At 73.5% G+C, this 14,367-nt stretch carries 12 protein-coding genes; 6 read left to right on the forward strand and 6 right to left on the reverse strand.

Annotation, left to right across the window (positions count from 1 at the left end; genetic code table 11):
- Positions 1-48: 48 nt before the first annotated feature.
- The 3 genes from msrA (at position 49) to ABD234_RS09220 (ending at position 3,531) form a co-directional block, all read left to right on the forward strand.
- On the forward strand, positions 49-759 hold the full coding sequence (gene msrA / locus ABD234_RS09210) for a peptide-methionine (S)-S-oxide reductase MsrA (protein ID WP_038371208.1): 711 nt from the start codon (positions 49-51) through the stop codon (positions 757-759).
- A gap of 121 nt (positions 760-880) precedes the next feature.
- A complete protein-coding gene (locus tag ABD234_RS09215; protein ID WP_344355423.1) occupies positions 881-2,338 on the forward strand; it encodes a DUF2079 domain-containing protein in 1,458 nt (485 codons plus the stop codon).
- Positions 2,339-2,709: 371 nt separating this feature from the next.
- Entirely contained in the window at positions 2,710-3,531 is an 822-nt protein-coding gene (locus tag ABD234_RS09220; protein ID WP_344355426.1) for a hypothetical protein, read from the forward strand.
- Between the two features lie 107 nt (positions 3,532-3,638).
- Here the strand turns inward: ABD234_RS09220 and ABD234_RS09225 are convergent, their stop codons facing one another.
- The 3 genes from ABD234_RS09225 to ABD234_RS09235 are packed head-to-tail and all read right to left on the reverse strand — an operon-like array spanning position 3,639 to position 7,731.
- Complete coding sequence (locus ABD234_RS09225; protein WP_344355429.1) at positions 3,639-4,961, reverse strand: alpha/beta hydrolase; 1,323 nt, start codon at positions 4,959-4,961, stop codon at positions 3,639-3,641.
- The gene (locus ABD234_RS09230; RefSeq protein ID WP_344355432.1) at positions 4,958-7,120 is read right to left on the reverse strand and encodes a prolyl oligopeptidase family serine peptidase; all 2,163 of its coding nucleotides are present in this window, start codon (positions 7,118-7,120) and stop codon (positions 4,958-4,960) included. Before ABD234_RS09230 ends, ABD234_RS09225 begins: the two co-directional genes overlap by 4 nt.
- On the reverse strand, positions 7,117-7,731 hold the full coding sequence (locus tag ABD234_RS09235) for a hypothetical protein (RefSeq protein WP_344355434.1): 615 nt from the start codon (positions 7,729-7,731) through the stop codon (positions 7,117-7,119). The genes ABD234_RS09230 and ABD234_RS09235 overlap by 4 nt, the downstream gene beginning before the upstream one ends.
- 35 nt (positions 7,732-7,766) lie before the next feature.
- On the opposite strand from ABD234_RS09235, the gene ABD234_RS09240 reads away from it, so the two are divergent.
- On the forward strand, positions 7,767-8,984 hold the full coding sequence (locus ABD234_RS09240) for a glycoside hydrolase family 3 N-terminal domain-containing protein (RefSeq protein ID WP_344355437.1): 1,218 nt from the start codon (positions 7,767-7,769) through the stop codon (positions 8,982-8,984).
- A 13-nt stretch (positions 8,985-8,997) separates the two neighbouring features.
- Here the strand turns inward: ABD234_RS09240 and thiD are convergent, their stop codons facing one another.
- On the reverse strand, positions 8,998-9,876 hold the full coding sequence (gene thiD / locus ABD234_RS09245; RefSeq protein WP_038371204.1) for a bifunctional hydroxymethylpyrimidine kinase/phosphomethylpyrimidine kinase: 879 nt from the start codon (positions 9,874-9,876) through the stop codon (positions 8,998-9,000).
- Between the two features lie 95 nt (positions 9,877-9,971).
- Between thiD and ABD234_RS09250 the strand changes: the two genes are divergently transcribed.
- On the forward strand, positions 9,972-10,898 hold the full coding sequence (locus ABD234_RS09250) for a hypothetical protein (RefSeq protein ID WP_344355439.1): 927 nt from the start codon (positions 9,972-9,974) through the stop codon (positions 10,896-10,898).
- Positions 10,899-10,986: 88 nt separating this feature from the next.
- A complete protein-coding gene (locus ABD234_RS09255; protein WP_038371202.1) occupies positions 10,987-11,772 on the forward strand; it encodes a hypothetical protein in 786 nt (261 codons plus the stop codon).
- A gap of 42 nt (positions 11,773-11,814) precedes the next feature.
- Here ABD234_RS09255 and cls read toward each other — a convergent pair whose 3' ends face one another.
- Positions 11,815-13,293, reverse strand: a complete 1,479-nt coding sequence (gene cls / locus ABD234_RS09260) for a cardiolipin synthase (protein ID WP_232226222.1) — start codon at positions 13,291-13,293, stop codon at positions 11,815-11,817.
- Positions 13,294-13,390: 97 nt separating this feature from the next.
- Positions 13,391-14,245, reverse strand: coding sequence for a Bax inhibitor-1/YccA family protein (locus tag ABD234_RS09265; protein ID WP_038371201.1), 855 nt, complete (start codon positions 14,243-14,245; stop codon positions 13,391-13,393).
- Positions 14,246-14,367 lie beyond the last annotated feature (122 nt).

Consider the following 14,367-nt stretch of genomic DNA (forward strand, 5'->3'; position numbering starts at 1 on the left):
CGACACCTTCTCCCCCACGGCGCCCCGCACAGGTCTAGCGTGAGGACCATGTGGCAGATGATGGATCTCCTGTACGGGCACAAGAAGCAGATGGTCACGCGCGAGGAGGCGCTGCCGGGCCGCGACGCGTCCCCGTACCCCCTGCTGCGCGAGCACCTCGTGCTGGGCACCGACATGCTGGGCCCCGACGCCCCCGTCGACCCCCGTCCCTGGCCCGCCGATGCGGAGGAGATCATCCTGGCCGGCGGCTGCTTCTGGGGCATCGAGCGGATCGCCTGGCAGATCCCCGGGGTGCACACGACCTCCGCCGGCTACGCCGGAGGCTTCACGGCCCACCCCACCTACGAGGAGGTCTTCTCCGCGAGGACCGGGCACGCCGAGGCCGTGCGGGTGATCTACCGCGGCGCCGACCAGGACGCCCGCGACGCCGTGCTGCGCGCCCTGCTCACCGAGTTCTGGCAGCAGCACGACCCGACCACCGCCATGCGCCAGGGCAACGACGTCGGCACCGAGTACCGCAGCGCCGTCTACTGGACGACCGCGCACCAGGGGGAGATCGTCACCGCCTCGGCCCGCAGCTACCAGCAGGCGCTGGACGCCGCTGGCCGCGGCGCCATCACCACCGAGCTCGCGGCGCTGGCCGACGCCGGGGACGGCGTCTACTACACGGCCGAGCCCGAGCACCAGCAGTACCTCGCCAAGAACCCCGGCGGCTACTGCAACCACGGCTTCAACGGGGTCGCCTGCTCGATCTCCTGATCGGGGGCCGGGGCGGCCCGCCCCGCGCACCGGCCGGCCCGGGCCGATGTGCCTTCCCCGGCCGATGCGCCTATCCGGGCCGATGCGCCCCGCCGGGCCGTGCGCCAGTACCCTCGAGTCCATGAGCGCGGCCGTGAGCACCGAAGGCGCCGGGGTCCCCGGCATCCGCCCCGGGAGCGCATCCCCGGCCCCTGCCCCGGAGGCGGTGCGCGGGGGCGTGCCGCTCGCGATCGCCGCCGCCGCGACCGCCGTCTACGGCCTGCTCGGCGTGCAGCAGTGGCGCAGCTTCGCCTCCCGCTCCTGGGACCTGGGCATCTTCTCCGAGCTCGCGAAGGCGTACTCCGAGCTGCGCGCCCCCATCGTCCCCATCAAGGGCGACGGCGTGAACCTGCTCGGCGACCATTTCCACCCGCTGCTGGTGCTGCTGGGCCCGGTGTGGGCGGTCTGGCCCTCGGGGCTGGCGCTGCTGTGGACGCAGGCGCTGCTGTTCGGTCTCAGCGCGATCCCGCTGACCCGCCTGGCGATCGACCGCCTCGGCCCCGGGCTCGGCACGCTCGCCGGCCTGGCCTACGCCTTCTCCTTCGGCCTGCAGTCCGCGGCCGATGTCCAGTTCCACGAGATCGCCTTCGCCGTCCCGCTGATGGCGTTCTCCCTCACCGCTCTGCTGCGCGGACGGATCGTGCCGGCCCTCGTCCTCGCGGCGCTGCTCGTGTTCGTCAAGGAGGACCTGGGCCTGACGGTCGCGGTGCTCGGCGCGGTCGTCGCCCTGCGGCGGCGGGAGCATCGCGTCCACGGCGCGGTGCTCGCCGCGTGGGGGCTGGGCTGGTTCGTGCTGTCGACCTTCGTGATCCTGCCGCTGCTGAACACGGCAGGGCAGTACGACTACACGGGCAACCTCGGCTCGCCGCTGGACGTGTTCTTCCCCGCCGACAAATGGATGACGGTGGGGATGCTGCTGCTGGCCGCCGGGGTGGTCGGGGCCCGCTCGCCGCTCATCTGGCTCATGCTGCCGACCCTGGCCTGGCGGTTCACCGGAACCGTCGAGTTCTACTGGACCTGGTACTGGCACTACAACGCGATCCTGGTGCCGATCGCCCTCGGGGCCCTGCTCGATGCCCTGGGCGACCGCCGCACCGGCCGCGCGACCGCCTGGCTCACGGCCGATGCGCCCCGCCCCGGCGGCCTCGTGCGCACCACGGCCGTCGCCGCAACCGCGGCCGTCACCCTCGTGCTGGGCTCCCAGATGCCGATCGCCGCCCTGGCCCGCCCCGACGCCCTCGCCCACAGCCCCCGCTGGGACGCCGCCCAGGCCGCTGTCGCGGCGATCCCCGACGGCACGGTCGTCGCCTCCGACATCACGCTCATGGCCTACCTGGTGCCGGACCACGACGTGCAGTGGACCCACGGCCCCAACACGCGGGTGCCCGACTGCGTGCTCGTGGACCAGGCCGCGTTCTCCTGGAGCGGGAACCCGCCCGCCGATCCCGCCCAGTGGGCGGCTGACACCTACCAGGTCGCCTACCAGCCCCTCCTGGACGAGAACGGCTTCCAGGTGTCCTGCCGCCCCGAGACCCTCTGACCCGGAAGGCCTCGCGGCGGGAGCACGCCTCGGGCGGGACCGCGCCTCGACCTCGGAACGTCGCAGGTCCGCGAGGGCTCCTCTCGGCACGGGGAGCCGGGGTGTCCCGCTCTGCGCACTCTGCTCGACTGATCACTTCGGCCCCGGAAAACGCCCGCGAAGGGCCTGCGATCGATCAGTCGCCCCGAGGCTCCGGCATGGGAATCCTCCCGCACGACGGGGATCGTTCGGGGACGGAACTCGGGAGGCCGGCGACCTCATCGATCCGGGGAGACCGGCGACCCCGATCTCGCAGGTCCTGGTCCGGCCACCTCCTGCGTCGGCGACCGCTGCGTCAGGGCGAGGTCGGCTCCGGCAGCCCGGGCGTCCCCGTGCTCCTGGGCGTTCCGGTGCTGCTGGGCGAGGCGGAGGTGCTGGGCGTCGCGCTCGTGGTCGGGCTGCTGCTCCCGCTCGGGGTCCCGCTGGGGGTGCCGCTCGGGGAGCTGGGCGGGGCCGAGCTGCTCGATGCCGTGGACGTCGGGGTCGAGGTCGTGCTCGGCCGCGAGGACGGCGTCCCGCTCGTCGTCGTCTCGGGGGCGCTCGGGGTCTGCTCCGGCGGCTCGGTCGATTCCGACGGCTCGGGCTGGGTCGAGTCCGACGGCTCGGGCTCGCTCGATTCCGACGGCTCGGGCTCGGTCGAGTCCGTCGGCTCCGGCTCGGCGGAGGGATCCTCCCCGGTCGGCTCCTCGGTGGGGACCGGGACCTCCTCGCCGGGGTCGGAGGGCCGCGGCCGCGGGGAGGGATCCCTGCCGGGCCGGGACCCCGATCCCTTCCCGGGCGAGGGCTCCGCGGGCTCTGCGGTATCCGAGGAGTCCTCGGCATCCGCGGGGTCGGTCTCCTCGGACGTCGGGCGCTGCGACGGGGCGGAGCTGCTCGGATCGGGCGCGGGCGGATCGGGCGTCGCGGAGGGATCGGAGGCGGTCGACGGATCCGTCGACGGATCTGGGGACGGGGCGTCCGTCGACGGGGACTCCGCGTCGGAAGGCTCCGCGGCGCCGGTGCTCGGGGAGGTGGTGGTCGCCGGGCCGCCGGTGGTGTCCGTGTCGGCGGGGCGTCCGCCGAGCGGCGCGAGGGGACCGAGGCCGACCAGTCCCCCGGCGGCCAGCGTCCCCACGGCGACCACGGAGGCGAGCGCCGCGACCGCTGCTGCGTAGGGTCGGCGGCGCGGGACCTCGGCGAGGGATCGGACCCCCTGGGCGCGCTTGCGCATCGGCACCTCCTGCGTCGCGGTCAGCGTACCCGGCCGTGCCGGTGCCGGGCGCTACATCTTCACGGTGCGGGCCCGCCGCGAATGCGGGTCGACGCTGGCGCCCTCGCGGTCGTGGCGCACCGTCTGGATGCGCATCCGCCAGGGGGAGATCTGCTCGGCGGCGAGCGCGAGGTGCAGCCCGCTGGTGAGGGCGCGGTTGGCGGGGGTGCGCGGCAGGGCCGCGAGCTCATCGGCCCGCTCGACCAGGAGATGGCCGGCGCCGGCGCCGCTCCAGCGGGCGGCGATCTGCGCGATCGCGGCATGCGAGTCGAGGATGCTGTGCCCGGTCTCCCGCACGGGCAGCAGGCGGGCCCGGGGCATCCTCGCGACGAGGTCCTCGGCGACGGCGCGCGGGGTGATGAGGTCGAGGTCGCCGCTGAGCACCAGGGCGGGCACCCGGATCTGCGCGCTGAGGGCGCGCAGGTCCAGCTCCTCGCCGGCGAACTCGGGCACCCCGCGGGTGCGCTGCGCGCTGACCTGCAGGGCGTCCAGCGGCCCGCCGTCGGCGTGGCGTCCCTGCCCCAGGCTGGTGCGGGAGATGTGCGCGACGAGGTCGTGCTCGCACACGTAGGGGGCCGACTGCAGCCAGTCCTGCGCGAGCACCTGGCGCACGCTGCGCCAGGTGAGGGATCCGCGACCGGTCACCAGCAGGTCCACGAGGTCCCGCACCGCGCCGATCCCGCCGTACTCGTGGACGGCGAGGATCACGCTGCCGGCGTGCGGGCCGTCGATGTCCCCGGAGACGACGAGCCTCCGCAGGGCCGCCGCGATGGTGTCGGTGCGCAGGTCCTCGCCGTGCCAGTACAGGCGGCGCAGCTCCGCCTGCGCGACCACCTCGTCATCGGCCGAGGTCAGCGGCGAGTCCAGGACGAGGGAGTGCACCCGCTCGGGGTGCAGTGCCGCCAGGCCCAGGGCGAGGTAGGCGCCGTAGCCGACCCCGAGGACGACGGCCTGCTCGACCTTCCCGTGCTCGAGGACGGCGGCGAGGTCGTCGATCGCCTCGCGCACGCGCATGGCGCTCGCGGGCAGGTCGTGGCCCTGCGCATCCAGGCGCGAGAGGCCCACGCCGCGGTGCTCGACCATCAGCACGTCCAGACCGGCGGCGCTGAACGTGCGGCGCAGCGGGTCGTAGGGCAGCACGGAGGCCATCGCCGGGCCGTCGGGGATGATCAGGACGGGCACGGGCGCGCCGCGCCGCGCCGGCATGCGCGAGTAGCGCAGCGGGAACAGCCGCGGGTCCTCCGCGCTGATCGGCCGATACACGGTGACCAGGTCGTTGCGGATCTGGAGCAGCTCGTCCTGGCCCGCCCGGTCGAGGATGCGCTGGGCGCTCACGGCGCGCCCGGCTCGCTCCCCCGCGGCTGCGAGCGGCCGATGCTCGCCCACAGGAAGGTGTACAGGAGGGCGTTCATCCGGGCCGCCTGCTCGTTCGTCGCGGCCCCGCCATGCCCGCCCTCGATGTTCTCGAAGGAGCGGACATCGGCCCCCAGGGACTCCAGGGCGGCGACCAGCTTGCGGGCGTGCCCGGGGTGGACGCGGTCGTCGCGCGTGGAGGTGAGCACGAAGGTCGGCGGGTACTCGACGCCCTCGCGCAGCAGGTGGTAGGGGCTGAAGGTGCGGATGAACTCCCAGTCGTCGGTGTCCGGGTCGCCGTACTCGGCCATCCAGGAGGCGCCGGCGAGCAGGTGGGAGTACCGCTTCATGTCCAGCAGCGGGACCTGGATGATGACGGCGCCGAACAGCTCCGGGTACTGGGCGAGCATGTTCCCGGTGAGCAGGCCGCCGTTGGATCCGCCGCGCACCGCGAGGTGCTCGCGGTCGGTGACGCCGCGCTCGAGGAGGTCCTTCGCCACGGAGGAGAAGTCCTCGTAGGCGCGGTGGCGGTTCTCGCGCAGGGCGGCCTGGTGCCAGGCCGGCCCGTACTCGCCGCCGCCGCGGATGTTCGCCACCACGTAGGTGCCGCCGCGCTCGCACCAGGCCTTGCCGATGGCGCCCAGGTAGGAGGGCGTCAGCGAGATCTCGAAGCCGCCGTAGCCGTACAGGAGGGTGGGCGCGGCCTGCCCGTCTCCCTCGGCCGGGCCGATCTGGAAGTAGGGCACGCGGGTGCCGTCGTCGCTGGTGGCGAAGTGCTGGGTGACCTCGAGGCCGCTCGCGTCGAAGCGCTCCGGGGTGGACTTGATCAGCTCGAGCTCCCCGGCCGGCCCTCCGGCGGCGGCCTCGGCGAGGTCGCCCAGCAGCAGCCGGGTCGGGGTGAGGAAGCCGGTGTCGGTGACCCAGACGCGGTCGTCCTCGTCGGAGTCGACGGCGCTGATTCCGAGGGCGCCGGACAGCTCGGGGTACAGCTCCTGCCCCGTCCACTCGCCGTTCTCGTCGCGCACGTGCAGCTCGAGGCGGTCGATCACGTCCTCGAGGACGGTGAGCACGACGGTGCCGCGGGTCAGCGTCATGCCCTGCAGCGAGGTCGAGGGGGTGGGGGTGAACAGCTCGTGCAGCTGCGCCTGGCCGCGCAGGAAGGCGTCGAAGTCCCCGACCACCAGGGAGCCGGCCGGGTGGACGACGCCGTCCACCTCCCAGTCGCTGCGCGGCGAGAAGACGGCCAGGTCGCGATGGGCGCTGGCCTCCATGTCCCGGGGCACGTCCAGGGCGGTGAGGGTCGCGGGGCTCGTGGAGCGGTCCAGCAGGTGCACGGTCGTGTCGTAGAAGGCGTGCATCTGGATCACCCAGTCGCGCTCCCAGCCGGGGGTGGAGTCGTGGGAGACGAACACGCCCATGTCGTCCTCGGCGGCCTCGAAGACGAGCTCGGCCTCGGTCAGGTCCGTGCCGCGGCGCCAGATGCGGGCCTGGCGCGGATACCCGGAGGTGGTCAGGGTGCCCTCGCCGAAGTCGGTGGCGATCAGCAGCGTGTCCTCGTCGATCCAGCTCGCGTGCCCCTTGGCCTCGGGCCGCACGAAGCCGCCCTCGGCGGCGGGCACGAAGGCGCGCGCGTCGAGGTCGAACTCGCGGGTCACGTCGGCGTCGGAGCCGCCCCGCGACAGGGTCACCAGGGCGCGGCGGTAGGGCTCGCCCTCGGCGGGGCGCAGCAGGGAGGCGCCGTGCCACACCCAGCTCTCGCCCTCCTCCTCGCCCAGCGCGTCGACGTCCAGCAGCACGTCCCAGACGGGCTCGTCGGTGCGGTAGGAATCCAGGGTGGTGCGCCGCCACAGGCCGCGCTCGTGCTCGGCGTCGGTCCACAGGTTGTAGAGGTGCTCCCCGCGCTTGACGACGGCGGGGATGCGGTCCTTGGCGTCGAGGATCTCGCGGATCTCGTGCTGGAGGCTGCGGGCGAGGCTCTCGCCGTCGGGCCCGGGCACGGCGTCGATCTCCGCCTCGGCCCGGGCGTTGCGCTCGCGCACCCAGGCCAGGGCCTCCTCGCCGGTGACGTCCTCGAGCCGCTGCCAGGGGTCGCTGCTGCCGTCGGGGGCGGGCAGCTGCGGGGCGGGGGGCGGGGTGGTCATCGGGTCTCCTCCGGGGCGTCGGGTCGGGTGCTCAGGTGCTGGGCGAAGTCGGACAGGACGGTCTTCCAGGCGCTCTTCCAGGTCTCGCGCTCCGCGGCGGTGGCGAGCTGCTTGTGCTCGACGGCGACGGTGCTGCGCGGTCCGGCGGCCGCGGCGCGGGCGCCGCCTGCGGGCGCGGCGCTGATGTTCACGGAGACCTGCGAGCCGTCCTGGACGTCGGCGCGCCAGTAGCGCCACCGGTCGGTGGCGCTGCGCCGGCCGGGCCCCAGGCCCAGCTCCTCGCGGCGGGCCTCGTCGGCGAAGGCGTCCCAGGCCTCGGCGACGGCGTCGAGGTCCCCGGCCACGGTGCGGGAGGCGCTCGCGGCGTACTCGCCCGTGCAGCTCTGCCCCACCTCGCGGCGGCCGATCCACTGCTCGTAGGCGACGGTCACGCCCTGCGCCCACCATTCGGTGATCTCCCAGCGCTGCGGGAGCTCGCGGGCGATGCTCGCATGGTCCAGCTCGGGCCCGCCGAGGGCGTCGATGCGGCGTGCCCATTCGAGGAAGTCGGTGCCGGTCGCGGCCGAGATCGCCCTCGCGCGCGGCGGCAGGGGACGGTCCTGTCTCGTCATGTCCGCCACAGTACTTCGTCTGGGAGACTGGCCGTATGTCCTCTCGACCCGCCCGCCGTGCCCTGCTGCTGGGCATGCCGGCCCTCGCGGCCCTGACCTCGTGCTCCCCCGGGGGCGGGAGCGGGGCTCCCTCCGACGCGGCCGATGGGCCCGCAGGGTCCGACGGCGGCGGGGCGAGTGATGCGACATCGGCCCCGGGGTCCGCGAGCCCGACGTCGGCTCCGCCGAGCGCCGCCGAGCAGGCGCTCGCGGAGATGAGCGTGCGCGAGCAGGCCGCCCAGCTGGTGCTGGTGGGGGTGCGGGCGGGCGAGTCCTTCCCCGAGGAGTCGGTCTCCGGGCTCGGGCTCGGCGGGTTCTTCCTGCTGGGCCGATGGTCGGAGGTCCCCGCCGTCGTCGAGACGGTCGCCTCGGCCCGCGCGGCCGTCGGCGAGGCGCCCGCGCCGCTGCTCGCGGTGGACCAGGAGGGCGGGCGGATCCGCATGCTGCGCGGGGACACGGCGCGGGAGACCCCGAGCGCCGAGGAGCTCGGCGAGGAGGGGCCCGAGGCCGTCGCCGCCGCCTACCGCAGCATCGGCGAGGATCTCTCGGCCCTGGGCCTGCACGTGGACCTCGCCCCGGTGGCGGACGTGGTCGACCCCGAGCTCGGCGAGGACAACGCGCCCGTGGGCGCCCTCGAGCGCGGCTTCGGCACCGAGCCGCAGCAGGTGGCCGCGTGCGTGCGCGCCGCCGTCGAGGGCCTGGGCGAGGTGGGCATCGCCGCGACGCTCAAGCACTTCCCGGGGCTGGGCCGGGTGCGGGAGAACACCGACTTCTCCGCCGAGGGCGTCACCGACGGGACGACCACCGCGGAGGACCCGTTCCTGGAGCCCTTCGCCGAGGGCATCGCCGCCGGGGCCGAGATCGTCATGACCTCGAGCGCCCACTACGCGCAGATCGACCCCGGCGTCCCGGCGATGTTCTCCCCCGCCGTGGTGCGCGACCTGCTGCGGGGGCGGATGGGCTTCACGGGCCTGGTGATCACCGATGACATCGGCTCGGCGAAGGCCGTCGCCGACGTCCCCGTGGCCGAGCGCGCCGCCCGGGTCCTGGAGGCCGGCGGCGACGCCGTCCTCACCGCGGACCCGACGATCGCCGGCGAGCTCGTCGACGCGGTCGAGGAATGGGCGGGGACCTCCGAGGAGGCCGCCGCGCACCTCGCCGGGGCCGCCGGCCGCGTGCTGCGGCTCAAGGAGCGCTTCGGCCTGCTGGCCTGAACAGGCCCCCCGATCAGCCCGCCGAGAGCGTGATCAGGTGGTTCAGCGGGCCGTGGCCCGTGCCGGGGGTGCGGGAGAGCTCCCAGGTCTGCGCGTCGATCATGGTGCTGGCGAGGAACTCCCGCGCGGAGGCGATGATCGTGATGTCGTCGTCCTGCGTGCCCTCGCTGCCCACCTGGTCGTCCTGGCCGGTGCGGCCGAACTCCTCCACCCGCGCGTACTGCGCGGCGATCGCGGCGGTGAGCGTCGCGCCCGCCCCGCGGGTGTGCGCCGAGTCCACGCGGGCGCTGCGCAGCACATCGGTGCCGCCGGGGTGGACGAGCACGTCCACGGCATCGGCGCCGCCCAGCCGCGCGCCGGTGACCAGCACGCTGCGCGGGCCCAGCTCGCGCAGGGCGAGGGCGTGCTCGCGCAGTCCCTCCGCATCGGTCGCGGGGGCGCGGCCCAGCAGCTGCCCGGCCTCGAGGGTGTTGGCGACCAGGACGTCGACCTGCGGCACCAGCTCGGCGGCGAGGACGGCGGCGCCCTCCGCGGTGATCAGGGCGGTGCCGTCGAGGTCCACCATCACGGCATCCAGCACGAGGGTGCCCAGCTCCGCGCGGTGCTCGCGGACGCGGCGGGAGACCTCCGTGGCCGCGGCCGCGCCGCCGAGGGCGCCGATCTTCGTCGCATCGGGCCGCACATCGGCCAGGACGGCGTCCAGCTGCGCGCCGACGACGTCCCCCTCCAGGCGGTGCAGGGAGCGGACGCCCTGGGTGGAGCCGACGGCGATCATGGTGGTCACGCCCGCGCCGTAGACGCCGAGAGCGGTGAGGGTCTTGAGATCGGCCGCGAGCCCGGAGGCGCCGAGCGGATCGGAGGCGGAGATGCTGAGCACGAGTGGCGGGCGCATGAGCGGACCATAGCAAGGGCAGCTGTCGGGGACGTGGGCGGCCCGCGTGCGAGAATCGTGGTCGAGCACGCACGGACGCCTGAGGAGGAAGCCCGATGACCCAGCCTCCCGGCGGCATGCCCGCGCAGGGCCTGCCGGACTTCACCGCGGCCGGGAGCCCGGCCGGCGCCTCCCTCCCGGACTACGCGGCCCAGGCCCAGGAGCCCGGCCCGCTCAGCGCCCCGGGGCCCAGGGCGCGCTCCCGGGCCCTGGTGATCGTGCTGTCGGTGATCGGCTCGGCCGTGGTGCTCCTGGCGATCGTGGCCCTGGTGCTCTCGCAGACCGTCTTCAAGGGCCCCGAGGCCGGGCCGACGGCCGCCCCCGCCACCGGGGAGCAGCGCACCGAGCGGGGCGAGGGCGAGTACGTCCCGGACCAGAACGACCCCGACATCGCCCCTCCCCCGCCGATCTTCACGCAGAAGCCGACCACGGACTGCTGGATCCCGGACTGGCGGCCCGGCGAGGACTCCTCCCCCGGCACGATCCGCGGCGGGGACCTCGAGTACACGATCCCGGACGGATGGGACTACCCGTGGGGCTCCGGCGGCCTGCCCTACATGGACCAGACCAACGCGCAGGGCCGCAACGTCGAGGGCAGCTGGTACTCGGTGGTCAACCTGGGCCGCGCCGTGTTCCCCGAGTCCGAGGGCGGCTACCCGGGCCTGGAGCAGGCGGCTGTGACCATCTTCCAGTGCTACGCGACGACCTCCGGCGTGGTCAGCCACTTCGGGGAGTCGCCCAAGGTGACCGACTACCGCACCGAGTCGATGATCGTCGACGGCTACCCGGCGTGGATCGTGCAGGCCACCTACCACTTCGAGGACCCCGAGATCCTCGAGACCACGAGCGCCTCCGTGGTGACCTCGATCGTCGTCGAGGGCCCGAACGGCCCCAGCGCCCTGGCCTCCGACGTCGCCGCAGACCAGCCCGAGCACGTCCAGGGCCTCGAGGAGATCATCGCGAGCCTGAAGGTCGTCGGCTGAGCCCGGCCCCCGGTCGTTTCCCCTTCCGTCCCGTCCTTCTCCTCCCTCCCCGCCCCGCATCCCGTCCCCGCGAAGGAGCACCGCCCCGATGTACACCGCACCGAAGCCTCCCCGCGGCGGCGGCGGCCGCACCCGCGCCCTGCTCTACGGAGGCATCACCTTCGCCCTGGTGTTCCTGCTCATCGTGGGCATGGCGGTGGCGTACCTGGTGGTGCGCACCGTGACGGCCGGCGGCGACCCGACCAGCGCCCCCACCACGAGCGCCACCGCGGCGACCACGACGAGCGCCTCGGCCACCCCCACCGGCGAGGTCGCCGAGGAGCGCTGCTGGGCCCCCGAGGACCAGGGCCGCAGCTCCACCAACCCCAGCGGGAAGCTGCGCGGCGGGGGCCTGCAGTTCACGCCGCCGTCGAGCTTCCCGGACCGGCACTACACGACGAACCTCCACTTCACCGAGGACAGCGCCATGGCCGTCGCGCCGGCGGCCGCGGACAGCGACTGGGTCTCCACGGTCTCGGTGGCCAAGGTCCACTGGCAGGACGGGGTCGAGTACCCGGGGGACAAGGCCGCTGCCGAGCGCATGACCGACTGCTTCATCAGCAGCTCGTGGCTGTGGAGCGAGGCCTCCGGCCGCGCGGAGTCGAACCGCAAGGGCACGGAGGTCGAGATCGACGGGATGACCGGCTACCAGGTCACCGTGGACTACCTGTTCACGAAGGGTCCCTCGGAGAGCATCACCGGCTACGCCATCACGCTCGTGGTCGTCTCCACCCCGGAGGGGCCGAGCGTCTTCCTCTCCGAGGTCCCCGTCGACAACGCCGAGCAGAAGCAGGCCGTCGCCGACGCCCTGGCCTCCGTCACCGGCATCAGCTGAGCGCCGGCGACCGGGCGAGGCCGCGGACCTCGCCCCGCCGCCTCACACCACCGCGGAGGCCAGGCGGCAGGTGTTGTCCAGCAGCCGGGTCAGGGCCGGGCGCCCCCGCCACTCCTCGAGGGTGAGCTCGCGGCTGCGAGAGCGGTAGACGTCCTCGACCTCGTGCATCTTCACCATGAAGTCGGTGCCGCCGATCATCATGGAGGACTCCATGTCCAGCAGGAACGAGCGGATGTCCATGTTGGAGGAGCCGATCACCGTCACCGAGTCGTCGATGCTCACGTGCTTGGCGTGGAGGATCCCCGGCGCGGCGTACAGCTGGATCCGCACCCCGGCCTCGAGCAGGGCGGTGTAGTACGAGCGCTGGGCGTGGTACACGAGGAACTGGTCGCCGATCTCGGACACGAACAGCTCCACGTCCACGCCGCGGCGCGCCGCGGTCACCAGGGCGGAGAACATCGACTCGTCGGGCACGAAGTAGGGCGAGACGGCGACGATGCGCTCCTGGGCGCTGTAGAAGAGCTGGTTGAACAGCAGCAGGTTGTTCTCGAGGACGAAGCCCGGGCCGCTGGGCACCAGCTGGCACTCGTAGCTGCCCGTGGCGTCCGGCGCGGTGTTCACGACCGTCGCCCGGTCCAGGCTCTGCCCGGACTCGTAGAACCAGTCCGTGGCGAACAGCAGGTTCATCTCCGAGACGATCGGCCCGCCGAAGCGCACCATCGTCTCCTGCCAGCGCAGTCCGCGGCGGATGTTCGCGCGCTTGTCGTAGTGCGGGGCGATGATGTTCTGGCTGCCCATCCACCCGATGCGCCCGTCGACGATCAGCAGCTTGCGATGGTTGCGCAGGTCGGGGCGCTGGAAGGCGCCGTCGCTGAACGGCTTCACGGGCATCATCGGGAAGTGCTCGATCCCGTGGGCGTCCAGGTGCCGGCGCATGGCGCGGTAGACCGGCCAGTGGGTCACCGAGCCCAGGTGGTCGTAGAGCACGCGCACGTGCACCCCGCGGTCCGCGACCTCGGCGAGGGCGTCGAAGAAGTTCCGGGTGACGTCGTCCAGGCCCATCGTGTAGAAGAGCACGTGGACGTCCGAGGTGGCGGTGCGGATGTCCGCGGCCATGCGGTCCAGCGAGGTCTGGTAGTCGATCTCGAAGTCCGCGCTGTTGTGGCCGGTCAGGGGGAAGGCGCCGAGCTCGCGGTTCAGCCGCACGGCGGACTGCAGCCAGCTGGGGACGTCCTCGTCCAGCTCGCTGTCGGGCAGGGACTGGGCCCGCACCCGCATCAGGCGGTTGACGATCTTCTGCTTCTCGCGGCGCTTGCGCGGCAGCTCGGCCTTGCCGAGCATCAGGTACAGCGGGAACCCGACCACGGGCAGCAGCATGATGGCGAACAGCCACGCGACCGCGGAGCCGGGACGGCGGCGGCGGGGCACCACGATCACGCCGACGATGCGCAGCACGACGTCCACCGACCAGTACAGCCAGGTGAGGAGGAGGACGTAGTGCTCCGACAGCCAGCTCAGCAGCTCGTGCACGCGCGGTCTCCTCGGCTCGGACGCAGGAACGGCGGGCCCCGAGGGACCCGCCGTTCCAGCATATGCGAGAGGCCGTGCCCCTCCGGTGTCAGTCGCTGCCGCGCAGGATCGCGATGATCCGCAGGATCTCGATGTACATCCACACGAGGGTGGCGGCGACGCCGAAGGCGCAGCGCCAGGCGTAGGCGCGCGCCACGTTCCCGACGCCCGCCTGGATCTCCTCGAAGTCCATGACCAGCGAGTAGGAGGCCAGGCACACGGCGATGCCGCCGATGACCATGCCGATCAGGCCCGAGCGCAGGCTGTAGCCCGCGAAGATCATGAAGCCGATGTTCACGAGGCCGAACAGCAGGTAGGCCACCATCGCCACCATGAAGATCTTCGTCAGCAGCGGGGAGGTGCGCAGGATGCCCATCCGGAAGAAGACCAGGACGGTGCCGGCCACGGCGAAGGTCGCGATGACCGCCTGCAGGGCGATGCCGGGGTAGGTCATCTCCAGCATGCCGCTGAGACCGCCCAGCAGCAGGCCCTCGAAGACGGCGTAGACGAGCACGGCCACCGGCCCGGGCTGGCGCCGGAAGGCGTTGACCAGGCCCATCACGAGGGACCCGATGAGGCCGATGATCAGGGCGCCCATGCCGATGGCCAGACCGATCTGGGCACCGGTCTCGCCCATCACCAGGGACAGCGCGGTGGGCAGGAAGGTCACCACGGCGCCGACGACGATGATCACGCCCAGGGTGGCGGTGATCGCGTTCAGCGCATCGCGCATCGTCATGCGCCCGGTGTCGTGACCGGTCGCGGCGGGGCGTGCATAGAGGGTCTCGAGATCCTCCTGGGGGGCCTGGTACGGCTGCCAGGACTGGGCCTGCTGGCCGGCGCCCGCGTAGGCGGGCTGATGCAGCTCCTTGTCTCGACCGAAGATGATGTTGTGGCGGGCCATGTCGCTCCTTAGCTGGCACGTGCGTGCGATGCGGCACATGCTACCGGGGCAACCCGGGCGCCAGCTGGGCCTCCGCTCTGGGCGCAATGGGGGCGGCGGACGCACGGGGTGCCCGCCCGGCG

The sequence above is a fragment of the Brachybacterium phenoliresistens genome (genome assembly GCF_039530785.1).
GTDB lineage: Bacteria > Actinomycetota > Actinomycetes > Actinomycetales > Dermabacteraceae > Brachybacterium > Brachybacterium phenoliresistens.

Coding starts and splice junctions, on each gene's coding strand:
- msrA (WP_038371208.1), top strand. CDS start 49: ATGTGGCAGATGATGGATCTCCTGTACGGGCACAAGAAGCAGATGGTC.
- ABD234_RS09215 (WP_344355423.1), top strand. CDS start 881: ATGAGCGCGGCCGTGAGCACCGAAGGCGCCGGGGTCCCCGGCATCCGC.
- ABD234_RS09230 (WP_344355432.1), bottom strand. CDS start 7,120: ATGACCACCCCGCCCCCCGCCCCGCAGCTGCCCGCCCCCGACGGCAGC.
- ABD234_RS09235 (WP_344355434.1), bottom strand. CDS start 7,731: ATGACGAGACAGGACCGTCCCCTGCCGCCGCGCGCGAGGGCGATCTCG.
- ABD234_RS09240 (WP_344355437.1), top strand. CDS start 7,767: ATGTCCTCTCGACCCGCCCGCCGTGCCCTGCTGCTGGGCATGCCGGCC.
- thiD (WP_038371204.1), bottom strand. CDS start 9,876: ATGCGCCCGCCACTCGTGCTCAGCATCTCCGCCTCCGATCCGCTCGGC.
- ABD234_RS09250 (WP_344355439.1), top strand. CDS start 9,972: ATGACCCAGCCTCCCGGCGGCATGCCCGCGCAGGGCCTGCCGGACTTC.
- ABD234_RS09255 (WP_038371202.1), top strand. CDS start 10,987: ATGTACACCGCACCGAAGCCTCCCCGCGGCGGCGGCGGCCGCACCCGC.
- ABD234_RS09265 (WP_038371201.1), bottom strand. CDS start 14,245: ATGGCCCGCCACAACATCATCTTCGGTCGAGACAAGGAGCTGCATCAG.